Below are 21,348 nucleotides of genomic sequence, written 5' to 3'. Positions count from 1 at the left end.
CGGTGGGCAGCGGTTGCCGCTCAGCGGCCTTCGTTGGTGGTGTCCGCGGCAGCGTCCGTGCAGCTGGTGCCGGCGTGGTTGTCAGTTTCGGTCCCAAAGTCCAGCTCTTCCCGTAGCTGCCAGATGCCGTCGGCATCATGCTCATAGAGTCCCATGCTAACCACGGGGAAGGTGGCCTTGTAGTTCTTCAGCACCGTTTCGGCCTCATCCAGGCTTTCCGGTGCCACATCGTGGGCGATCGTGACGTGGGGATGGTAGGCGAAGGGCAGGTCGCGCTCCAGCGGACCCCGTTGAAGCTTGTTGTGCAGGTCGACGCAATCCTGGAAGCCGGCTTCGACGTTGATGAACACCACGGGCGACACCGGCCGGAATGTCCCCGTCCCGGCGATGGTCACCATGAACGGGCTCTGGCAGCGGGCCACCTCGCGGACGTGCTGGCGGGTGGCTTCCCAGTCACTGGTGGGGGTGGTGGTGACCAGCGTGATGTGCGCCGGCACCACCTCGGCGAGGGGGTCGCCGAAGGAGGCCCGCCAGCGCTGCAGTTCCTCTGCAATCTCGGCGGGAAAGCCCAGGATGACGCCCACACTGATCTCGTCGCTGCGGTCCACGTCCTGCTCCGCCGCCGCGTTCCGGCCGGTCTGTTCACCGAAGCGGGCCGCTGCGGTCCGCTCGGCCTGGCGCGCAGGGCGGGCACCTCCCCTGGCGGTGGCGTTTCCCGACGACATGGCGCTAGCGGACCCCTGCGAGGCTGAGGGACGGCAGGAAACCCATGCGCTCATACACCTGGCCAAGGGTTACGGAAGCGATCTCGCGCGCCCGTTCCGCGCCCAGGGCCAGCAGCCGGTCAAGCTCGGCGGGGTCGCCCATGAGTTCGTTGGTCCGGTTCCGCAGCGGCGTGATGAAGTCCACCACCACCTCGGCAAGATCCACCTTGAGGTGGCCGTACATCTTGCCCTGGTACTCGGCTTCGAGCTCCGCCACCGTCCTGCCCGTGAGGGATGAGTAGATGGTGAGCAGGTTGGACACCCCGGGCTTTTCCTCGGGATCGAAGCGGATGTCAGTGCCGGCGTCGGTCACCGCGGACTTGATGCGCTTGGCCGCGATCTTGGGATCCTCCAGCAGCTGGATGGCACCGTTGGGCGACTCACCCGTCTTGGACATCTTGGCGCTGGGGTTCTGGAGGTCGTAGATCTTGGCGCTTTCCTTGACGATCGTGGCCTCGGGAACCGTGAACGTGTGGCCGAACCGGGTGTTGAACCGCTGTGCCAGGTTCCGGGTCAGCTCCAGGTGCTGCCGCTGGTCCTCGCCCACGGGGACAAGGTCGCTCTGGTACAGGAGGATGTCCGCGGCCATCAGCGTGGGGTACGCGAAGAGGCCCAACGTGGCGGAGTCTGCGCCGGACTTCTGGGTCTTGTCCTTGAACTGGGTCATCCGTGAGGCTTCACCGAACCCGGTGATGCAGTTCAGCGCCCAGGCGAGCTGGGCGTGCTCAGGGACATGGGACTGCACGAAGAAGATGCTCTTGTCGGGATCGATCCCGGCGGCGATGTACTGGGCCGCCACGATGCGGGTGCGCTTGGCCAGCTCTGCGGGATCGAAGTCGACGGTGATGGCGTGCAGGTCCGGGATGAAGAAGACGGCGTCGTACTCGGCCTGCATTTGCACCCAGTTGCACACTGCTCCGATGTAGTTGCCCAGGTGCAGGGAATCGGCGGTGGGCTTGGCGCCGGAGAGGATGCGCTTCTTGGCGGTGGGGGAAGTCTGGGTGGTCATGGAAAAACTTTCGGGGCTTAGAGCTGGTAGTCCACTACCAGCGGGGCGTGATCGGAGAAGCGGGTATCCCAGGTCGCTGCACGGTCGACGACTGCCGAGATGGCGGAGGACGCGAGTTCGGGGGTGGCCAGGTGGTAGTCGATGCGCCAGCCGGTGTCGTTGTCGAAGGCCTTGCCGCGCCAGGACCACCAGGTGTAGGGGCCGTCAACATCCCCGGCCAGGTTCCGGTGCACGTCGTGCCAGCCGATGTCTTCGCCAAAGAACCGGTCAAAGTAGGCGCGTTCCTCCGGCAGGTGCCCTGCCTTCTTGAGGTTGCCCTTTGAGTTCCTGATGTCCCGGGGCGTGTGGGCAACATTGAGGTCCCCCACCACCAGGGCGTGGTCGCTGTGCTTGGTCAGCTCCGGGAGCCTGGTGGTCATGACGTCAAGGAACCGGAACTTGTCATCCTGTTTGGGGGTCCCTACTTCGCCGGAGTGCACGTAGGCGCTGGCGACGGTGAGCTGGACCGGGTTCCCGGCGGCATCGGGGAAGCGGAAGTCCGCTTCGACCCAGCGCCCGGCGGTGGCGAAGTAGTCATCACCGATGCCGTTCCTGGTGGCGAGGGGCTCCTGCCGTGACGCAATGGCGACGCCGGCCCGGCCTTTCGCTTCAGCCTCGGCGTGCAGGATGTGCCAGTCGTCCCCCAGCAGCTGCCGGACGACGGCGTCGGGCGCACGGACTTCCTGCAGGCAGAGGATGTCCACTTCGCGCGGCTCCAGCCAGGCCGCCATCCCGTTTTTGTAGGCAGCCCGGAGGCCGTTTACGTTGACGGATGCGATGCGAAGGTGGTCCTTCTTCAATGCCGAGCTCACCCGCTCCACTCTAGTCGATGATGGTTCCGGTCACCGGCTCTCCGCTTCCACCGGACGACTTGATCATGTCCCGGGCGTTGGTGGCCGTGATCTCGATGGTTTCGAGTGCGCGGTTGATGGTGTCCTGGTTGGCGGCGGCACCCTTGGCGCGCTCCTCCTCCACCACACGGACCTGGACCTGGACGATCTTGAAGGAATGGTCCAGCTTCAGGTCGCGCACCTCATCGGCCTGTGAGCGTTCGTAGAGGACGCGGGTGCCGCCATGGTCGGCGGAAGCGTGCGACGGCGCGCGGCCGGCTGCCGTGTTGAAGGCATCGTGGGCTTCGGACAGCTTGGCGCCGGCCTTCCGGGCAGCCTTCTGGATACTGAAGACCACGAAGAGCGCCAATGCCAGCCAAAAGGCGGCGATGACGGCGACAACCCAGCCCACCACGTCGTTCTGGTTTGCGGCGAAGATCACGGCCACCACGAACGCCGTCACCAGGACCATCAGGCCGGGCCCGCTGATCCGGAACATCGAAAAGCCGCCCCTGGCGGGTTTGGAGGATGACGTGGAGCTGCCCAAAGTTCGCATGCAGCCATTGTCTCAAACGGCGGGCTGTGCTTCCGCCTCCTTCCACCCCCGGCGAACGGCCCGGCGGCCGGCGGTCACTTCTGCCGCCGTTCTCCGCTGCGCAGGACCTCCAGGCGTTGCCGGAATTCCGTCTCGTCGACCTCGCCGCGGGCATAGCGCTCACGCAGCACGCCTTCGGCGCCCTGGCCGGCGGCCCAGTGCTGGTTCCTGCGCCAGGTCCGGCGGGCCACGAAGATGAACAGCGCTATGACCAGGATCCAGAACAGGGGGATCAACAGGAACCACGGTGCAAAGGCGCCATGCCACGGCCCGTAGACGACCGTATCGGCCGGCACCCGGGACGCGGCAGACATTGCTGCCGCGGAGATTGCGGTGGTAACGGAAGTGAACATTTCATTCTCCAGACTCTTTTGACCGGCCTCTTTTGACCGGCCGCGGTTTCGGCCTGGTATCGAGTCTTGTTGGCGGAGCCTGCGGGCGCGTCCGGCGGCAGGAGTCACCTGGAACCGGCCCCGTACTCCCCAGGGAGTCCGGCGGGTGCACCGACCACCAGTCAGCCTGCCCACCCCGGCCGGACCAGGCCGGATTCATAGGCAAGCACCACCAGCTGGGCCCTGTCCCGCACCATCAGCTTTGCCATGATCCGGGAGACGTGCGTTTTTGCCGTGAGTGGTGTGATGAACAACCGCTCCGCGATCTCGACGTTGTTCAACCCCTCCCCCACAAGCTGGAGGACTTCCCGCTCACGGTCCGTGATGCGGTCCAGCGCCACAGGCCGTTGGGCGGCGCGGGAGTGCCGTGCCAACTGGGCCATGATCCGCCGGGTCACCGACGGCGAAAGGAGCGCGTCACCGTCGTGCACGATGCGGACCGCGCGCAAAAGCTCCGCGGGCTCGGTGTCCTTGACCAGGAAGCCGGCGGCGCCTGCCCGCACAGCCTCCGCAATGTACTCGTCGAGCTCGAAAGTGGTGAGCATAACCACGCGGGTTCCGGACAGCGCAGGATCGGAGAGGATCTGCCTGGTCGCGTCAAGACCGTCACCATCGGGCATGCGGATGTCCATCAGGACCACGTCCGGACGGTGCTGGCGGGCCAGGCGCACAGCCTCACGCCCGGTGCCGCATTCAGCCACGACCTTCATGTCCGGCTCCGCGTCCAGCAAGGCCCGGAAGCCTGCCCGGATGAGATTCTGGTCGTCTGCCAGCAGGATGCTGATCACTGCGGATCCACCTGTGGATGCCCGTCCAGCGGGAGGACCGCCCGGACCCGCCAGCCTGTGCCGGACGGCGCGGGTCCCAGCTCAAGCCGGCCCGCCAAAGCCGCCACACGCTCCCGCATGCCGGTGATGCCGTTACCTTCGGGGGCTGTGGCCGCCCCGGCGCCGTCGTCGTCGATGGTCACCACCAGTTCTGCTCCTGCCGCATTGATGGAGACTCCGGCCGTCTGCGCCCCGGAATGCCGGACGGCGTTGGTCAGTGCCTCCTGGGTGATCCGGTAGGCCGCTTCCTGCACTGCACCGGGAGCGGAGTCCGCAGCCGGATCGGCCTGCAGCCTGACGTCCAGCCCGGCGCGCCGCGCGTTTTCCACGAGCTCCGTAACCTGGCCGAGGCCGGGCCGGCGGGTGGGGCTCAGCGGAGCGTCCTCCCGGAGCACGCCGAGCAGCTGCCGGACTTCAGCCAGTGATTCTTTGCTGGCTGCCTTGATGGTCTCCAGGGCAGGCCTGAACTGGGCCGGGTCCTTCTCGCCCAGATGCCGGGCCACCGAGGCCCGCACGTTGATCAGGGACAGCGAGTGCGCCACCACGTCGTGGATGTCCCGCGCCAGAGCCAGCCGGTACTCGTCGCGGGCAGCCTGCTCGGCGGCGGCCTGCTGCCGGTACCGTTCGGCGACGCGTTCGCCACGAAGCCGCACGCCTTCTCCGATCAGGACCAGGATGGCCAGCCATGAGGACCCGGCAAATGCGCGGATGAACGTCCCCTCGTCGCCGCTGCGGGCTGCGCCGAGAAACAGCACCAGTGTTCCCAGTGCGGCCACGGACCAGGCAACCGTCCTTTTCCCGGCCGCCGCGGTGAGGATCAATGCGACGGCAAGGGACAGGACCACAGGGCCCCACGCGTAGCCCAAGGCAAGGTAGCCCGCGGTCGCGGCAGCGGCAACGGGCAGCATCACCAGGGGTGCGCGCCGGCGGAACGCCAGCGCTGCCGGGCCCAGCAGCAGCAGGACCAGTGCCACGGCATCAAGGGGTGGGTGGCCCGGCTGCCGCGACGAAGCGAACGCCGACCCGGCGACTTGGATCACGGCGACCACCACAACGATGGCGGCGGTAGGCGGTCCCCGGAAACGGCGCTGCATGCTCCGAGCCTATGCCCGCCGGCGTTGAAAGTCGCCGGATGGGGCGTAGTGCCCGTACTCCCCCGGGAGTACGGTGCGTGCCGTTCCGGCCCAGGTTAAAGAGGCCGACGGCGGCACCGCTCCTTCCATGGGGAAGGTGCCGTGCCGCCGTCGTACTTCGTTGTGCCCCGGCCCGCTGTTCAGGTGCTCAGTACAGGAACCCGGTGCCGGCGCCCTGCCCGGCGGCGGGCTATGCGTCCACGCCGGCTGCGCGCTCGGCAGCCTCCACCACGTTGGTCATGAGCAGCGCGACGGTCATGGGGCCCACACCACCGGGGTTCGGCGAGATCCAGCCGGCCACTTCCGCGGCAGCCGGATCGATGTCGCCGTAGACCTTGCTCTTGCCCGTCTCCGGGTCGGTCTCGCGGGTAACCCCCACATCCAGCAGGGCCGCCCCCGGCTTCACGTCGCCCGCCTTGACGATGTGCTTCACACCCGCCGCGCCCACGATGACGTCCGCCTGGCGGAGCAGCTCCGACAGGTTGGTGGTGCCGGTGTGGGTCAGGGTCACGGTGGCGTTGACGTCCCGCCGCGTAAGCAGCAGGCCGATCGAGCGGCCGATGGTGACACCGCGTCCCACCACCACAACATGCTTGCCGGCCAGGCTGTACCCGTTGCGTTCGAGGAGCTCGATGACCCCGCGGGGGGTGCACGGCAGCGGGGTGGTGATCTTGTGGTTGACGTTCAGCACCAGCCGGCCGAGGTTGGTGGGGTGCAGGCCGTCGGCGTCCTTGGCGGGATCGATCCGTTCCAGGATGGCATCGGTGTCAAGGTGCTTGGGCAGCGGCAGCTGCACAATGTAGCCGTGGCAGGCGGGGTCCGCATTGAGTTCGTCAATGAGGGCCTCCACCTGTTCCTGGGTGGCGTGCGCCGGGAGCTCGCGCTGGATGGAGTTCATCCCGATCTGCACGGACTGCTTGTGCTTCATCGAGACGTACAGCTGCGAGGCGGGGTCGGCGCCCACCAGCACAGTGGCGATGCCGGGAGTGACGCCGTTGGCCTTGAGTGCGGCCACGCGTTCGGTCAACTCGGCCTTGATGGCGGCGGCGGTGGCCTTGCCGTCAAGGATCTGTGCGGTTGTGGTTTCAGTCATCGGTTACCACTGCTCGTGCTGGGGGTAGAGCGGGAAGTCGGCTGCCAGCTTGTCCACGCGTGCCTGCAGGGCCTCGACGTCGGCGCTGTTGCCGGCCTTGAGTGCGGTGGCGATGATCTCGGCCACCTCGGTGAATTCGGCCGCACCAAAGCCGCGGGTGGCAAGTGCCGGGGTGCCGATGCGCAGCCCGGAGGTGACCATCGGCGGGCGGGGGTCGAACGGCACCGCGTTGCGGTTGACGGTGATGCCCACGGAGTGCAGGAGGTCCTCGGCCTGCTGGCCGTCAAGCTGCGAGTTGCGCAGGTCCACCAGGACCAGGTGCACGTCGGTGCCGCCGGTGAGGACCGAGACGCCGGCCTCGGCGACGTCGGCCTGGTTCAGGCGGTCGGCGATGATCCTGGCGCCTTCCAGGACGCGCTCCTGGCGCTCCTTGAATTCCTGCGTGCCGGCAATCTTGAAGGCCACGGCCTTGGCGGCGATCACATGCATCAGCGGCCCGCCCTGCTGGCCCGGGAAGACGTTGGAGTTCAGCTTCTTGGCCCACTGTTCCTTGGCCAGGATCACGCCCGAGCGGGGACCGGCCAGGGTCTTGTGCACGGTGGAGGTGACGACGTCGGAGTACGGCACCGGGCTCGGGTGCAGTCCGGCGGCAACCAGGCCGGCGAAGTGTGCCATGTCGGTCCAGAGCAGCGCACCCACTTCATCGGCGATGGAGCGGAAGGCGGCGAAGTCCAGGTGGCGCGGGTAGGCGGACCAGCCGGCGATGATCACCTGGGGCTTTTCCTTGATGGCCTGCTCGCGGAGCTTGTCCATGTCCACCCGGAAGGTGTCCTCTTCCACCTGGTAGGCAGCCACTTCGTAGAGCTTGCCGGAGAAGTTCAGCTTCATGCCGTGCGTCAGGTGGCCGCCGTGAGCCAGGGACAGGCCCAGGATCTTGTCGCCGGGGGTGATCATGGCGGAGAGGGCGGCGGCGTTGGCCTGCGCGCCGGAGTGCGGCTGGACGTTGGCGTACTCGGCGCCGAACAGTGCCTTGACCCGGTCGATGGCCAGCTGCTCTGCAACGTCGACGTACTCGCAGCCGCCGTAGTAGCGGCGGCCCGGGTAGCCCTCGGCGTACTTGTTGGTCAGGACGGAGCCCTGGGCCTCCATGACCGCGCGGGGTGCGAAGTTCTCGGATGCAATCATTTCCAGGGTGCCGCGCTGGCGGCCGAGCTCCTGCTCGAGGACTGCGGCGATTTCGGGGTCGAGTTCGGCCAGCGGCTGGTTGCTGACTTCGGTGGTTGAGGTGGCTGTAGTAGTCACGAAGAACTCCTGGCTAGGGATACGGGCACTGCTTAGGTCAGGCTACCGGCTGGCGCGTTTTCGCACCGCGTTGATGACAGGGCGTGAAAACACGGCACGGCGCTGCTGTGCTGACGCGGGCGCAGCCCCAATTTCCGGCAAAACATGACCCTCGGCCCAGGCGTACGATCCGTGGTCTTCGTGATTGCCGCTCCCTGGTGGTTCGCCACCCAACGCCAGTTGCGACCCTTCCAGCCTACCAAAACCGCGGCCCGCCGCGCGGGTAGGCTATTACGCGTGAATGAACAGCTGCTGAACCAAGCGTACGTAGTAACCCTGTCCTGCCCGGACCGTCCCGGCATTGTCCATGCCGTGGCCGGAGCCCTGCTGGTGGCGGGATGCAACATCACGGATTCGCAGCAGTACGGCAGCCCGGCAACCGGCAACTTCTTCATGCGCGTGGAGGTGACCACGGCAGCGGCGAAGTCGGAGCTGCGGGCCGCGCTGGAGCCCGTGGCGGAAGCATTCTCCATGCAGTGGAACCTTCATAGTGTCGGCGACAAGGTCCGCACCCTGGTGATGGCCAGCACCTCGGCCCACTGCCTCAACGACCTGTTGTTCCAGCAGCGCTCCGGGACCCTGCCGGTCGAGATCCCAGCCATTGTGTCCAACCACCAGGACCTGGCCGGGCTCGCCGAGTTCTATGGCATCCCGTTCCACTACATCCCGGTGACCAAGGACACCAAGGAGCAGGCGGAGGACAAGCTGCGGGCCATCATCGCCGAGCACGACATTGAACTGACCGTCCTGGCCCGCTACATGCAGATTCTTTCCGACGAGCTCTGCACCGACCTGACCGGCAAGGCGATCAACATCCACCACTCGTTCCTGCCGTCCTTCAAGGGCGCCAAGCCGTACCACCAGGCGCACGCCCGGGGTGTGAAGCTGATCGGTGCCACGGCACACTACGTGACCGCTGCCCTGGACGAGGGCCCGATCATCGAACAGGAAGTCATCCGGGTGGACCATGCCCGCACGCCGGAGCAGTTCGTGCAGATGGGCCGCGACGTGGAAGGCCGCACCCTGGTCCAGGCCGTGCAGTGGCACGCCGAACACCGGGTGCTCCTGGACGGCAACCGTACGGTGGTCTTCAACTAGCTTCGGCAGCATCACCGGCTCAGGGTCCTCCGCACCGCCCGTCCACCTAAGGGCAACAGTCTTAATGCGCGCGGGACCGGCGGCCGGGCAGGGGTGGCTTAGGGTGAACCCATGGCTCCTCTTTACCCTTTTGCCGGCAACTCCCCGGCCGTCCATGAAACAGCGTTTGTGGCGCCCTCAGCGTCCATCATCGGCAAGGCCAGCCTGGGCCAGGATTCCAGCGCCTTCTACGGCGTCTCTGTCCGGGCCGACACCGCGGCGATCACGGTGGGCGCCGGAAGCAACCTGCAGGACAACGTGGTGCTGCATGCGGACCCCGGCTTCCCCTGCACGGTGGGCCGGGGTGTCAGCGTGGGGCACGCCGCCGTCGTGCATGGCTGCACAGTGGAGGACGACTGCCTGATCGGCATGGGCGCGACCGTCCTCAATGGGGCGGTGATCGGCGCCGGCTCGCTGGTGGCGGCCGGCGCCGTGGTGCTCGAGGGCACTGTGGTCCCGCCCCGCTCCCTGGTGGCGGGCGTGCCTGCCAAGGTGCGGCGCGAGCTCACCGAGGAGGAGTTCGACGGCGTCCGCGCCAACGCGGAGCGGTACGTGGAGCTCGCGGCGCAGCACCGCGGGCTCCACGCTTAGTCGAGGCTGACCGGGCCGAACTCGTCCAGGAGATCGCCGGGACCCGGGTTGCCAGGCGCGGATGAGCCGCCCAGGTGCTTCACCACGCCCCATACGGCGTTCAGGCCCGTCGTGACGGCGCCTTCGGCCCAGCCTGCGGTGAAGGAGACGTCGTCGCCGGCCAGGAAGATGCCGCGCTGGGACTCCGGGAGTTTGTCCTGCTTGAAGTGGCTGAACAGCCGCTGCTGGTAGCGGTAGTGCCCGGGCAGGTTGGCCTTGAAGGCGCCCATGAAGTTGGGGTCCGCCTCCCAGGACACCGTGATGGGCTGGCCCACGATGTGCCCGGCGATGTCCACGCCGGGATAGATCTGCTCGAGGGAGTGCAGCATCAGTTCCACGCGCTCGTCCGCGTCCAGGGCCAGCCATTTCAGCGCGTCGTCGTTCCAGGTGTAGGACAGCAGGATGACGGCGGGCTGGTCCGGGCCGTTGTCCAGCAGGTAGGTGGCGCGGTTGAGCCGGTCGGTCAGGGTCATGGAAAGGACCTCGTTGCCCGTTTCCGGATCGATGTCCTTCCAGAACGGGCGGTCCACCATGACGAAGGTCTTGGAGGACTGCATGTAGTGCGATTTCTCCATGGCGGTCCACAGCTCGGCCGGGAACAGCGCTTCCTCGGTGTGGATGCGGGTGGACAGCAGCCACGACTGGCACGTGGTCACCACGGCCGGGTAGCTGGCCTCGCGGCCCCACCGTTCACGGACCCGCAGGTTTCCGTCCGGGTCCCGGCTGATCTTTCCCACCGCGCCGCGGGGCGAGCCCGAGTGCAGCGAGGCCAGGGAGGTGCCGGCGGGCCAGTGGACCAGGTCCGACGGCGCGTGCTGCCACAGTGCCTCGGGCAGCCGCTGCGCTCCCCCGCGGATGAGCCGGTGCTGGTCGTCGGCGTCGGTGTAGACCACGCGGAGGATTTCCAGGATCGAGTTGGGGAAGTCGGTGTCCCAGCCGCCGGTGCCGAACCCCACCTGGCCGAAGGCCTCCCGGTGGGCGAACCCTGCCTTCTTGAAGGAGTCGCTGGCGGCGATGAAGCCGTAGAACGTCTGCTCGTCCATAAGCGGGAGCAGTTCGTTCCACAGGTCCTTGATCCGGGCCATGTCCCGGGCACGGATGGCTTCCTGCATCTCCACGAACTTGGCGCCGTCGTTGACCGCCGCCTTCCAGGCGTCGGCCACCTCGCGGAAGAACGGCGGAAGGTCGCTGGGCTTTTCCGCATAGTGCTTCTTCCCGGCCAGCTCGATCACCGTGCTGGAGGTGGCTTCGGCCAACGGGTTGGGGAAGTCCTGGGTCTCAAGCCCCAGCAGGTCCACGTAGTGGTAGAAGGCCTTGCCGGACACCGGGAACCGCATGCCGCCGAGATCGGCCACCACACCGGGGGCGGCGGGGAAGGCTGCGGTGCGGAGCCTGCCGCCGATCTGGTCCGCTTCATAGACCACGGGCCGCAGGCCGAGCTTCATCAGTTCGTAGGCGGTCACCAGGCCGGAGAGTCCGGCGCCGATAACGGCCACTTCGGTGCCGTGCAGCTCCGGCGGGACGGTTCCCAGTCCGTCCGGATGGGCCAGGTGGTGGTCGTAGCTGAACGGGAAGTCGGGGTTCAGCATGGTGATGGGCGCAGCGTGTGCGCCGGCCTCCCGGCCGGAGGCTTCGGCCGGCCGGGTGGAAGTGCTGGAGGGGTCGAAGGCAGGCAGTTCGGTGGCGGTGGTCATGAGAGTTCTGCTTTCACAGGTTCCTGGCTCGGGGCCTTGGCGGTCAGTTCACGGTAGTCGAGCTCGCTGAGAGCCGCTACCTTCGAGTTCCGGCGTCCATAGCCGAAGTAGATGGCGATCCCCACCAGCATCCAGGCACCAAACACAAGCCAGGTGTCGGCGCCGAGGTTCGCCATGAGGTAGGCGCACATCAGCGTCCCCAGCACGGGGGTGGCGGGGTACAGCGGCACCCGGAAGCTGCGCGTCAGGTCGGGGCGGTTGCGGCGCAGGTAGATGACCGCGACGTTGACCAGTGCGAAGGCAAAAAGGGTCCCGATGCTGGTGGCGTCGGCCAGGGCGCCGAGCGGGACCAGGCCTGCGGTCAGGGCGACGGCGATGCCCACCACAAGGGTGCCTGCGGCCGGGGTGCCGGTACGGGGTGAGACGCGGCTGAAGACCGCCGGCACCAGTCCGTCCCGGGACATCGACATGAGGATGCGGGTCTGCCCGTAAAGGACGGTGAGCACGATGCTGGCAATGGCGAGGACTGCGCCCACGGAGAAGACCAGGGCAATCCACGGCTGGTGCGTGGTCTCCTCGAGGATCTGGACCAGCGCGGCTTCGGTTCCGTCGAACCAGCCCCAGGGGCGGGCACCGATGGCAGCGACGGCCACCAGGACGTAGATGCTGGTCACGATCACCATGGACAGCAGGATGGCGCGGGGCAGGTCGCGCTTGGGGTTCCGGGCTTCCTCGCCGGCGGTGGACGCGGCATCGAACCCGATGTAGGAGAAGAACACCCTGGACGCGGCGGCGGATACGCCTGCGGCCCCCATGGGCATGAGCGGCTCGAAGTTTCCGGCGTTGAAGGCGGTAAAGGCCACGGCGCAGAAGAACAGCAGGATGCCTATTTTTACGACGACGATGGCCGTATTGATCCAGGCGCTCTCGCGGGCACCGCGGACCAGCAGGATGGTGGCGAGCACGACAATGGCCATCGCCGGTACGTTCACCAGGCCGCCGTCGCCCGGAGGCTGGGACATCGCGTCGGGAAGTACCTGCCCGAACGCGGCGAGCGTCTCGTTGACGTACTGGCCCGCGCCCACCGCCACGGCGGCCACAGAGACGGCGTATTCGAGGACGAGGCACCAGCCGCAGATCCAGGCCATGCCCTCGCCCATGGTGGCGTAGGAATAGGAGTAGCTCGAGCCCGCGGCAGGAACCAGTCCCGCCATTTCGGCGTACGACACCGCGGAGAGCAGCGCCGCCAGGCCGGCGATGACGAACGAAATCCAGATGGCAGGCCCGGCCAGCGGAACTGATTCGCCGAGGATCACCAGGATGCCCGTCCCCAGGGTGGCACCCACACTGATCATGGTCAGGTGCAGGACGCCGAAGCTGCGCACCAGGCGGGCACCGCCACCGGCGCCTTCGGCTTCGCTGACCATTTGTCCAATCGGCTTGCGCCGCAGCAGCTGCGCCCGGAGGCCGGGCCGTCCGATGCTTGGCGCAATGGGTTTTTCGGTGGTCACAGGCACAGTCACCGTTGACGTCCCTTCAGAGTAGTTGTCGGTTTCCCCTCACCAAGGGTGGCATGTGAGCCAACTCTCAACACGGTGCAAAATGACTTATAGTGATCCACCATGAGACTTTATGCACAATCGCAGCGGATCCGGCAAACCGGCAAGTGCTGCCGCCGGGCCGGGAGCCCTGCGTCCCGGCAGGCGGCAGCCGGTCCACGCCGGGCCCGGCCATGACGGCTGATGCCACGGAGTCCGGACGGCTGAGCTTCGTCACCCTCCAGCAGTTCCTCGACCAGCTGCCGCCCGTGCTGAAGACCCTTCACGACGGCGGCAGCGGCGGCCGGCTCCTGCGCTGGGTTGAGCCCAGCGAACTGGAGGACCCCACTCCCTATCTGCCGGAGGGCGAGTTCCTGCTCACCGCGGGCCTCCCGTTCCTTGGCGCCGGCGGTTCGCCCGCCCACGTGGACGCCTACGTGCAGCGGCTGGTCCAGGCCAAGGTGGCGGCCCTGGGCTTCGGGGTCCGGCCCTACTTCGATGCCGTTCCCGACGTGGTTGTGGAGGCGTGCCGGCGGCACAACCTCACCTTGTTCGAGGTCCCGGAATCCCTTCCGTTCGCGGCGATCGGACTGCAGTTCTCACAGCTGCTGGAAACCGACAACGCCCGGGTCTTCCGGCAGTTGGCGGAGACCAACCGCCAACTCATGCGTGCCGTCCTCTCCCCCAAACCGGAGCACGAACTGCTGGCCGCACTGGTGCAGCGCGTTCCGGTCTGGGCCGTGATGGTGGGCGCGGACGGCCGGGTCCGGGCACGCGGTACCGGCGCCGGCGGCAGCACCGCCGTCGACCTGGCCATGCTGGCGCCCATGCTGGAACGGCTGCTGTCCGGCCACGGACCGCGCGTGGAAATGGACGGCTTTGACCAGCCCGGGTCCGCACTGGTGGTGGGCCACCCGCTGCGCAGCACCAGGGACGCAAACCTGGGAGCGCTGATCCTGGGCTCGGACGTCCCGCTGACGCCCGCGCAGAACAACGTGGTCCAGTCCGCCGTCGGACTCCTTGAGCTCTTGGTGCGGCAGCGCACCAGCGGGTCGCTGGCCCCCGGCCAGCTGGCAACGGCCGTGCTGCTGCACCCCGGGAGCCTCACCAACGGCGGCACCAAACATGTCAACGCCCTCAAGGACCTGCTGGCCCAAAGCCTGTCCTCCACCCGATCGGCACCCATGCGCGTGGTGCAGGGCATCAAGGTCGAGGCGCCGGAATGGCCCGCGGGGGAAAGCCCCGTCAGGGAACTGCTGCAGTGGCGGCGCATGTTCGACACCAAGCTGGTGGAGATCACGGACTACGGCTTCGCGGCCGTGACCCGGCTCAAGGTGGACGACGCCCTGCTGGCAGACGTCGAGAAGCTTGGCTGGCGCCTGGTGGTCGGCGAACCGACCGAGCTGGCCAGCCTTCCCGCCGCCTACCAGCGCGCCACGTCCCTGCGCGGCCAGGTTCAGAGGAGCGGACAAAGCGTCCGGGCAGAGGAGGTGCCATGGTCCGTGGCGGGCCTGTTGGGCCGTGAGGCCGGAACGCTTCTGGCGCAACGGCTCCTGCAGCCGGTCCTGGAGCTCGAACCGGAGCGGCGCGATCCCCTGCTGGCGGTCCTTCGGGGCTGGCTGGGCGAAAACGGCAGCTGGGACAGCTCGGCCAAACGCCTGGGCCTTCACCGGAACAGCGTGCGCCGGCAGATCGGCGTCCTCGGCGAACTCCTGCAGATGGACCTGAACCAGGCACAGGTGCGGGCCGAACTGTGGATTGCGCTCCACTACGCCGACGTGCTGACCGGCGGCGCACCGGCATAGCGGGGCCTAAGACGTGCTGTCCACCACCCGGCCCGGTGCCCCCGGCAGGCCTGCCTCCCATTCCCGGTAGAGGTCCGGCCGGCGCTCGCGCAGGTAAGGCACGTCCTTGCGTGCCCGCCGGACGCCGGCGGCGTCAACCCTGGCGAACAGCAGGTCAGGATCCGTCCCGCCCTGGGCGAGGAGTCCGCCGTCGGGTCCTGCCACCACGCTTCCGCCGCCGAACGTGTAGACATCCTCATGCCCGCAGTGGTTGGCATAGGCGATATTGAGCTGGCTCTCCAGCGCCCGCGCACGGACAAGCACCTGGGGTACGGCGTCGAAACCGGTGGACAGGGCGGTGGGCACCAGGAGCAGTTCCGCGCCCCGGGCCGCCGCTGCCCGGGCGGCCTCGGGAAACTCGATGTCGTAACAGATCAGCAGGGAAGTCCGGAGGCCCTGGAAATCCACGACGGCGGGAGGTTGCGCTGCTGCGATGAACGCCGCGCGTTCCTCGTCACCAAAGAGATGCACCTTGGCGTAGCTCAGAAGCTCTGCGCCGGAGGCATCCACCAGGCTTGCCGATATATGCCATGCCGGCTCGCCGCCCGCCTCATCCTTGCCGGCGCTGCGGGCCGCGCCGGTAAGGGCCGGCAGGCTGTACACGAGCGCGATGCCGTTCCGGCGGGCGATGCCGGCGAGGTGTTCGCGGATACCGGGAAGCCGGGCCGGGTCCAATTCGGCCCGCAGCCTGGCCGGGGCATACCCGCAAGGAAACAGTTCGGGGGTGAGGAGTACGCCGGCACCTTCCTGCGCAGCCCGGCGCGCGGCATCATCCATTGTCCGGAGATTGGCCTCGACGTCCAGGACCACGGCGTTCGCCTGCAGGACGGACAGCAGCATCATTACCACCTTCTGTTGGCCGGTCCGCGGAACGGGCGCACCGGAGCGTTCTCACTTCCAGCGTAGCCAGCACTCCGGCAGGCCTCCGGGTCTTTTGGACCCGGCAACCCTCCGGCCGGGTCGGAATGCACGGCGCGGTCCGATATGCCCGTCTCCACGTTCAGTGAATGTCCATCCATTCGCCTAATGCGTTAACTTCTTGACTACAAGAGCAGCGATAGGGCAATCTTCTTAGCATGTCCCCAACCCCGCGCTCAACGAGGAGCAAACCCAAGAATCCGGGCTCCCAGTCCGCCCTCCGGCAACTGAACCAGCAGCGGATCATCGAGACTTTGATGGGCGGCCCGTCGACGCAGGCGGAGCTCGCCCGGCAGACGGGACTGTCCACCGCCACCGTCTCGAACATCGTCAAGATCATGCTCGATTCCGGTCTGGCGTCAACAGAGCCCATCACCAGTTCGGGGCGACGGGCCCTGAACGTCAGGCTGAACAGCAACGGGGCCGTGGCAGTCGGGATCGACTTCGGCCGGCGGCACCTGCGGGTGGTCCTCGCCTCATTGAGCTACCACGTCATTGCGGAGGAGTCGGTAATGCTCCCCCTGGGCCACCAGGCGGACGACGGCATCCAGGCCGCCGTGGCCCTGCTGGAGAAGCTGCTGCGGGAAAGCGGGGTGGAACGCTCCTCCGTCGTCGGGGCCGGCGTCGGCATTCCGGGCCCCATCGACCGGCGGACGGGAACGGTCGCCCAAGGCGCCATCCTCCCGGAGTGGGTAGGCATCAACATCCTTCAGCACCTTGAGGAAACCTTGAGAATCCCCGTGTTTGTTGACAACGACGCCAACCTGGGCGCCTGGTCGGAGGTGACCTGGGGGCAGCATTCGGGGGTCAGCAACCTGCTGTTCCTGAAGATCGGATCGGGCATCGGCGCCGGCCTGATCCTCAACGGCGCCCCCTATTACGGCAACGTTGGCATCACCGGCGAGATCGGGCATGCCACCATCCACGAACAGGGCCTGGTGTGCCGCTGCGGCAACCGCGGCTGCCTCGAAACCATCGCCTCAACCACCACCATGATCGAACTCCTCAGCCGCGGCGAGGACCGCCCCATGACCCCCGCCGATATCGTCCGCAAGGCGTTGAACCGGGATTCAGCCACGCTGCGCGTGGTGGACGACGCCGGCCTTGCGGTAGGGCGTGCGCTGGGCAATGTAGCCAACCTGATCAATCCAGAGGTGATCGTGGTTGGCGGCCCTCTGGCAGGGCTGGGAAACATCCTGCTGGACCCCATCCGGAGGGGTTTGATCCGGCATGCGGTGCCCGTGATCGGCGAGACCACAACCCTTGCCATGTCCTCGCTGGGCGACCGCGCGGAGGCCCTCGGAGCAGCCGCGCTGGTCTTCCAGCACGCGGGAATCCGCAAGCCGTAGACCAATTCGTTACCCGGCAATTGCGTTAAAGACTTGACGACAACAGCTGTGATCCAGTTTACTTTTGGTTCAGACGGCCCTGCGCTTTGCCGGCCGGACAAAGAAGTCATTGCATTGGAGGGTTAGGGCTCATGACGTCCCAGACCACGCAAACGGACCCGGTCATCCTTGAGATGCGGTCCATCACCAAGGAATTCCCCGGCGTTAAGGCCTTGTCGAACGTAAGCCTTCGGGTGAAGGCGGGCGAGATCCATGCGATCTGCGGCGAAAATGGCGCCGGCAAGTCCACCCTCATGAAGGTCCTGTCGGGCGTGTACCCCTACGGAAGCTACGACGGCGACATCGTCTACCAGGGGCAGGTCCAGCAGTTCAAGGACATCCGGGCCAGCGAGCACGCCGGCATCGTGATCATCCACCAGGAACTGGCCCTGATCCCCGAACTGTCCATCATGGAAAACATCTTCCTGGGCAATGAACCCACCAAGCGGGGCGTCATCGACTGGGCCGAGGCCCGGCTGCGTTCCCTGGACCTGCTGGCACGCGTGGGGCTCCGCGACGATCCGGACACCCCCATCAAGGAAATCGGCGTCGGCAAGCAGCAGCTGGTGGAAATCGCCAAGGCGCTGAACAAGTCCGTGAAGATCCTCATCCTGGACGAGCCCACCGCCGCGCTGAACGAGTCCGACTCCCAGCACCTGCTGGACCTGATGCTCGGCCTGAAGGCCAAGGGCATCACCTGCATCATCATTTCCCACAAGCTCAACGAGATCGAGCAGATCGCCGATTCCATCACCATCATCCGCGACGGCAAGTCCATCGAGACCCTGGACGTCAAGAAGGACGGCGTGGACGAGGACCGGATCATCAAGGGCATGGTGGGCCGCACCCTGGAGTCCCGTTTCCCCGACCACACCCCCAAAATCGGCGAGGTGTTCTTCGAGGTCAAGAACTGGACCGTGGGCCACCCGAACATCCCGGACCGGCTGGTCTGCAAGAACTCCAGCTTTTACGTCCGCCGCGGCGAGATCGTCGGTTTCGCCGGCCTCATGGGCGCCGGCCGCACCGAGCTGGCCCGCTCCGTCTTCGGCCGCTCATACGGGCGGTTCATTGACGGGCACATCTACAAGGACGGCAAGGAAGTGGTCCTCAAAAACGTCCGCCATGCCATCGACGCCGGATTGGGCTACGTGACGGAGGACCGCAAGTCGCTCGGCCTGAACCTGCTCGATGACATCAAGACCACCACGGTCTCGGCAGCCCTGAAGAAGATCAGCCGCAACTCCGTAGTTGACCCCAACCAGGAGTTCACGGTGGCTGAGCAGTACCGCAAGTCGCTGCGCACCAAGACGCCGTCCGTCGAGGAAGGGGTGGCCAAGCTCTCCGGCGGCAACCAGCAGAAGGTGGTCCTGGCCAAATGGATGTTCACCGACCCGGACCTGCTGATCCTGGATGAGCCCACCAGAGGCATCGACGTCGGAGCCAAGTACGAGATCTACGGCATCATCCAGCAGCTGGCCAACCAGGGCAAGGGAGTCATTGTTATTTCCTCCGAGTTGCCTGAGCTCCTGGGACTGTCCGACCGCATCTACACCATCTTCGAAGGCGCCATCACCGGTGTCCTGACCAAAGAAGAGGCCAGCCAGGAAAGCCTGATGAAGCTGATGACCTCCGCCACCCGAAAAGCCGCCTGACCCTCTGGCCCATCCAGAACCTTCCGGACACAAGGACTGACACCATGAACGCCCTCAAAAAGCTGTTTGGCGGAAACACCCGCCAATTCGGCATGATCTTCGCCCTCGTGGCCCTGATCATTTTCTTCCAGTTCGCCACCGAAGGCCGGACCCTTACCCCCGGCAACGTCATCAACCTCTTCAACGGCAACTCCTACATCCTGATCCTGGCCATCGGCATGGTGCTGGTGATCATCGCAGGCCACATCGACCTCTCGGTCGGTTCGGTCGCCGCATTCGTCGGGGTTACCGTCGCCCTTGCCATCCGCGACTGGGGCATCCCCTGGTGGGCCGGTGTCCTGCTGGGACTGGTCCTGGGCGCGGTCATCGGCGCCTGGCAAGGCTGGTGGACCGCTTATGTGGGCATCCCTGCCTTCATCGTGACCCTGGCCGGCATGCTCCTCTTCCGCGGATTCAACCAGTTCGTCGGCAAGTCCAACACAATCCCCGTGCCCAGCGACTTCCAGTACCTCGGCTCCGGTTACCTTCCCGAGGTCGGACCGAACACCGGCTACAACAACCTGACGCTGCTGCTGGGCATCGCCATCGCGGTCTTCGTCGTTGTGGGCGAGCTGCGCTCACGGGCCCGTGCCAAGGCGCTGGGCGCCGAGGTACCGGAAATGTGGGTCACCGTGCTGAAGCTGGTCCTCATCTGCGCCGCCATCCTCTATGCCACGTACCTCTTCGCCACCGGCCGTCCGGGCACCTCCTTCCCGATCCCGGGCCTGATCCTGGCTGTCCTGGTCCTCATCTACGGCTTCATCTCCTCCCGCACCATCCTGGGCCGCCACGTCTACGCCGTGGGTGGCAACCGGCACGCTGCCGAGCTGTCCGGTGTCCAGTCGAAGAAGGTCAACTTCCTGGTCATGATGAACATGTCCATCCTGGCCGGCCTTGCGGGCATGATCTTCGTGGGCCGCTCCACCGCCTCGGGTCCGTTCGACGGCGTCGGCTGGGAACTTGACGCGATCGCCGCAGTCTTCATTGGCGGCGCGGCAGTGACAGGCGGCGTGGGCACCGTCGTCGGCTCCATCATCGGTGGCCTGGTGATGGCGGTACTCAACAACGGCCTGCAGCTCCTGGGCGTCGGCGCCGACCTGACCCAGATCATCAAGGGCCTGGTCCTGCTGATCGCGGTCGCCTTCGACGTCTACAACAAGTCCCAGGGCAAGCGCTCGATCATCGGCATGCTGACCCGGAACATGAACCGTCCCACTGCGGGTCCCAGCAACCCCATCCAGCCCGACGAAACCACCTCCACCAAGGAAGCGATCGCCAGGGAAGCCTGAAGTTTGCAGCCTGAATACTGTTCCATCACACAAAGAAAGAGAACCAACAATGCGAATGTTTGGTAAAGCAGGAAAGGCCGCAGCGGTTGCTGCCATCGCAGCACTGGCGCTGACGGGCTGTGGCCGCTCGGACAGCGGCAGCTCGGGCGGAGCCAGCGGAGGGGCCGGAGGATTCGACCAGAACTCCTCCATCGGTGTCGCCCTTCCGCAGAAGACCAGTGAGAACTGGGTCCTGGCCGAGAAGCTCTTCAACGACGGGCTCAACGGTGCCGGGTTCAAGGCTGACGTCCAGTTCGCCAACGGCGGCGTGTCGGAGCAGCAGAACCAGATCAGTGCCATGGTCACCAAGGGTGCCAAGGTCATCATCGTGGGCGCCATCGACGGTTCCCAGCTGGGTACCCAGCTCAAGCAGGCCAAGGACGCCGGCGCCACCGTCATCGCCTACGACCGGCTTCTGCTGAACACGGACAACGTCGACTACTACGTGGCCTACGACAACTTCAAGGTCGGTGTCCTTCAGGGCCAGGCCCTGCTGGACGGGCTCAAGGCCAAGAAGCCGTCCGGCCCGTACAACATCGAACTGTTCGCCGGTTCCCCTGACGATGCCAACGCCAAGGTCTTCTTCAACGGCGCCATGAGCGTCCTGAAGCCCAAGATCGATGACGGCACCCTCAAGGTCGTGTCGGGCCAGAGCAGTTTCGAGCAGGCCGTGACCCAGGGCTGGAAGGCTGAAAACGCCCAGCGCCGCATGGACACGCTGCTCAGCGGCAACTACACGTCCGCGAACCTGGATGGCGTTCTGTCCCCCAACGACACCCTGGCCCGCGCGGTACTGACCTCCGTCAAGGCCGCCGGCAAGCCGATCCCGGTCGTCACCGGACAGGACTCAGAGGTTGAGTCGGTCAAGTCGATCATGGCGGGCGAGCAGTACTCCACCATTAACAAGGACACCCGCAAGCTCGTCGAGCACGCCATCACCATGGTGAAGGATCTGCAGGCCGGCAAGAAGCCTGAGGTCAACGACGACAAGTCCTACAACAACGGCAACAAGGTTGTTCCCGCCTACCTGCTGGAGCCGGTCATCGTGACCTCCGCCAACGTCAAGACGGCCTACACGGACGATCCGGTACTCGGCCCGATCACCAAGTAGCACCTTCCCTTACAGAACAGCCCGGTCCCCTCATGGGGTCCGGGCT

General features: G+C 66.5%; 19 protein-coding genes and 1 riboswitch. Of the genes, 7 read left to right on the top strand and 12 right to left on the bottom strand.

Annotation, left to right across the window (positions count from 1 at the left end; translation table 11 throughout):
• Window positions 1–20: 20 nt before the first annotated feature.
• From PUN71_RS08040 to glyA, 9 genes are all read right to left on the bottom strand, one after another.
• Complete coding sequence (locus PUN71_RS08040; RefSeq protein ID WP_277797993.1) at window positions 21–725, bottom strand: 2'-5' RNA ligase family protein; 705 nt, start codon at window positions 723–725, stop codon at window positions 21–23.
• Between the two features lie 4 nt (window positions 726–729).
• The gene (gene trpS, locus PUN71_RS08035; protein WP_277797992.1) at window positions 730–1,773 is read right to left on the bottom strand and encodes a tryptophan--tRNA ligase; all 1,044 of its coding nucleotides are present in this window, start codon (window positions 1,771–1,773) and stop codon (window positions 730–732) included.
• A 17-nt stretch (window positions 1,774–1,790) separates the two neighbouring features.
• Complete coding sequence (locus PUN71_RS08030) at window positions 1,791–2,624, bottom strand: exodeoxyribonuclease III (RefSeq protein ID WP_043450570.1); 834 nt, start codon at window positions 2,622–2,624, stop codon at window positions 1,791–1,793.
• 10 nt (window positions 2,625–2,634) lie between these two features.
• Window positions 2,635–3,198, bottom strand: coding sequence for a hypothetical protein (locus PUN71_RS08025; protein WP_043450546.1), 564 nt, complete (start codon window positions 3,196–3,198; stop codon window positions 2,635–2,637).
• A gap of 74 nt (window positions 3,199–3,272) precedes the next feature.
• Window positions 3,273–3,590 (bottom strand): SHOCT domain-containing protein, encoded by a 318-nt coding sequence (locus PUN71_RS08020; RefSeq protein ID WP_277797991.1) that lies wholly within the window; start codon window positions 3,588–3,590, stop codon window positions 3,273–3,275.
• Between the two features lie 161 nt (window positions 3,591–3,751).
• On the bottom strand, window positions 3,752–4,417 hold the full coding sequence (locus PUN71_RS08015; RefSeq protein WP_277797990.1) for a response regulator: 666 nt from the start codon (window positions 4,415–4,417) through the stop codon (window positions 3,752–3,754).
• Entirely contained in the window at window positions 4,414–5,550 is a 1,137-nt protein-coding gene (locus PUN71_RS08010) for a sensor histidine kinase (protein ID WP_277797989.1), read from the bottom strand. The genes PUN71_RS08015 and PUN71_RS08010 overlap by 4 nt, the downstream gene beginning before the upstream one ends.
• Window positions 5,551–5,779: 229 nt before the next feature.
• Window positions 5,780–6,682 carry a bifunctional methylenetetrahydrofolate dehydrogenase/methenyltetrahydrofolate cyclohydrolase gene (locus tag PUN71_RS08005; RefSeq protein WP_277797988.1) on the bottom strand — a complete coding sequence of 301 codons (903 nt, stop codon included), beginning with the start codon at window positions 6,680–6,682 and terminating at the stop codon, window positions 5,780–5,782.
• A gap of 3 nt (window positions 6,683–6,685) precedes the next feature.
• The gene (gene glyA / locus PUN71_RS08000) at window positions 6,686–7,984 is read right to left on the bottom strand and encodes a serine hydroxymethyltransferase (RefSeq protein WP_110542756.1); all 1,299 of its coding nucleotides are present in this window, start codon (window positions 7,982–7,984) and stop codon (window positions 6,686–6,688) included.
• A gap of 147 nt (window positions 7,985–8,131) precedes the next feature.
• Window positions 8,132–8,217: riboswitch (ZMP/ZTP riboswitch) on the bottom strand.
• A gap of 43 nt (window positions 8,218–8,260) precedes the next feature.
• Between glyA and purU the strand changes: the two genes are divergently transcribed.
• Both purU and PUN71_RS07990 read left to right on the top strand, forming a co-directional pair.
• Entirely contained in the window at window positions 8,261–9,121 is an 861-nt protein-coding gene (purU, locus tag PUN71_RS07995; RefSeq protein ID WP_277797987.1) for a formyltetrahydrofolate deformylase, read from the top strand.
• 111 nt (window positions 9,122–9,232) lie between these two features.
• Window positions 9,233–9,751, top strand: coding sequence for a gamma carbonic anhydrase family protein (locus PUN71_RS07990; RefSeq protein WP_277797986.1), 519 nt, complete (start codon window positions 9,233–9,235; stop codon window positions 9,749–9,751).
• Here the strand turns inward: PUN71_RS07990 and PUN71_RS07985 are convergent.
• Window positions 9,748–11,484 (bottom strand): flavin monoamine oxidase family protein, encoded by a 1,737-nt coding sequence (locus PUN71_RS07985; RefSeq protein WP_277797985.1) that lies wholly within the window; start codon window positions 11,482–11,484, stop codon window positions 9,748–9,750. The genes PUN71_RS07990 and PUN71_RS07985 overlap by 4 nt on opposite strands.
• Complete coding sequence (locus tag PUN71_RS07980) at window positions 11,481–13,007, bottom strand: amino acid permease (protein WP_205622225.1); 1,527 nt, start codon at window positions 13,005–13,007, stop codon at window positions 11,481–11,483. The genes PUN71_RS07985 and PUN71_RS07980 overlap by 4 nt, the downstream gene beginning before the upstream one ends.
• 209 nt (window positions 13,008–13,216) lie before the next feature.
• Here PUN71_RS07980 and PUN71_RS07975 point away from each other — a divergent pair, with 209 nt between their 5' ends.
• Window positions 13,217–14,827, top strand: a complete 1,611-nt coding sequence (locus PUN71_RS07975) for a PucR family transcriptional regulator (protein WP_277797984.1) — start codon at window positions 13,217–13,219, stop codon at window positions 14,825–14,827.
• A gap of 6 nt (window positions 14,828–14,833) precedes the next feature.
• On the opposite strand, the gene PUN71_RS07970 is transcribed toward PUN71_RS07975, so the two are convergent.
• Window positions 14,834–15,709 carry a carbon-nitrogen hydrolase family protein gene (locus PUN71_RS07970; RefSeq protein ID WP_277797983.1) on the bottom strand — a complete coding sequence of 292 codons (876 nt, stop codon included), beginning with the start codon at window positions 15,707–15,709 and terminating at the stop codon, window positions 14,834–14,836.
• 233 nt (window positions 15,710–15,942) lie between these two features.
• Here PUN71_RS07970 and PUN71_RS07965 point away from each other — a divergent pair, with 233 nt between their 5' ends.
• The 4 genes from PUN71_RS07965 (at window position 15,943) to PUN71_RS07950 (ending at window position 21,302) form a co-directional block, all read left to right on the top strand.
• A complete protein-coding gene (locus PUN71_RS07965; RefSeq protein WP_043450553.1) occupies window positions 15,943–17,133 on the top strand; it encodes an ROK family transcriptional regulator in 1,191 nt (396 codons plus the stop codon).
• 131 nt (window positions 17,134–17,264) lie between these two features.
• Entirely contained in the window at window positions 17,265–18,824 is a 1,560-nt protein-coding gene (gene mmsA / locus PUN71_RS07960; protein ID WP_043450555.1) for a multiple monosaccharide ABC transporter ATP-binding protein, read from the top strand.
• Window positions 18,825–18,868: 44 nt separating this feature from the next.
• Entirely contained in the window at window positions 18,869–20,152 is a 1,284-nt protein-coding gene (gene mmsB / locus PUN71_RS07955) for a multiple monosaccharide ABC transporter permease (RefSeq protein WP_043450557.1), read from the top strand.
• 49 nt (window positions 20,153–20,201) lie between these two features.
• On the top strand, window positions 20,202–21,302 hold the full coding sequence (locus PUN71_RS07950) for a substrate-binding domain-containing protein (RefSeq protein ID WP_043450559.1): 1,101 nt from the start codon (window positions 20,202–20,204) through the stop codon (window positions 21,300–21,302).
• Window positions 21,303–21,348: the final 46 nt, after the last annotated feature.

Source organism: Arthrobacter sp. NQ7, assembly GCF_029581595.2.
In the GTDB taxonomy this organism is placed as follows: Bacteria; Actinomycetota; Actinomycetes; order Actinomycetales; family Micrococcaceae; genus Arthrobacter; species Arthrobacter phenanthrenivorans_B.
This window is presented reverse-complemented; position numbering and strand designations above follow the sequence as displayed.

Excerpts from the sequence above, each read along its gene's own strand:
- PUN71_RS08040 (WP_277797993.1), bottom strand. The coding sequence starts at position 725 with ATGTCGTCGGGAAACGCCACCGCCAGGGGAGGTGCCCGCCCTGCGCGC.
- trpS (WP_277797992.1), bottom strand. The coding sequence starts at position 1,773 with ATGACCACCCAGACTTCCCCCACCGCCAAGAAGCGCATCCTCTCCGGC.
- PUN71_RS08025 (WP_043450546.1), bottom strand. The coding sequence starts at position 3,198 with ATGCGAACTTTGGGCAGCTCCACGTCATCCTCCAAACCCGCCAGGGGC.
- PUN71_RS08020 (WP_277797991.1), bottom strand. The coding sequence starts at position 3,590 with ATGTTCACTTCCGTTACCACCGCAATCTCCGCGGCAGCAATGTCTGCC.
- PUN71_RS08010 (WP_277797989.1), bottom strand. The coding sequence starts at position 5,550 with ATGCAGCGCCGTTTCCGGGGACCGCCTACCGCCGCCATCGTTGTGGTG.
- PUN71_RS08005 (WP_277797988.1), bottom strand. The coding sequence starts at position 6,682 with ATGACTGAAACCACAACCGCACAGATCCTTGACGGCAAGGCCACCGCC.
- PUN71_RS07990 (WP_277797986.1), top strand. The coding sequence starts at position 9,233 with ATGGCTCCTCTTTACCCTTTTGCCGGCAACTCCCCGGCCGTCCATGAA.
- PUN71_RS07985 (WP_277797985.1), bottom strand. The coding sequence starts at position 11,484 with ATGACCACCGCCACCGAACTGCCTGCCTTCGACCCCTCCAGCACTTCC.
- PUN71_RS07975 (WP_277797984.1), top strand. The coding sequence starts at position 13,217 with ATGACGGCTGATGCCACGGAGTCCGGACGGCTGAGCTTCGTCACCCTC.
- PUN71_RS07970 (WP_277797983.1), bottom strand. The coding sequence starts at position 15,709 with ATGATGCTGCTGTCCGTCCTGCAGGCGAACGCCGTGGTCCTGGACGTC.
- PUN71_RS07965 (WP_043450553.1), top strand. The coding sequence starts at position 15,943 with ATGTCCCCAACCCCGCGCTCAACGAGGAGCAAACCCAAGAATCCGGGC.
- mmsA (WP_043450555.1), top strand. The coding sequence starts at position 17,265 with ATGACGTCCCAGACCACGCAAACGGACCCGGTCATCCTTGAGATGCGG.
- mmsB (WP_043450557.1), top strand. The coding sequence starts at position 18,869 with ATGAACGCCCTCAAAAAGCTGTTTGGCGGAAACACCCGCCAATTCGGC.
- PUN71_RS07950 (WP_043450559.1), top strand. The coding sequence starts at position 20,202 with ATGCGAATGTTTGGTAAAGCAGGAAAGGCCGCAGCGGTTGCTGCCATC.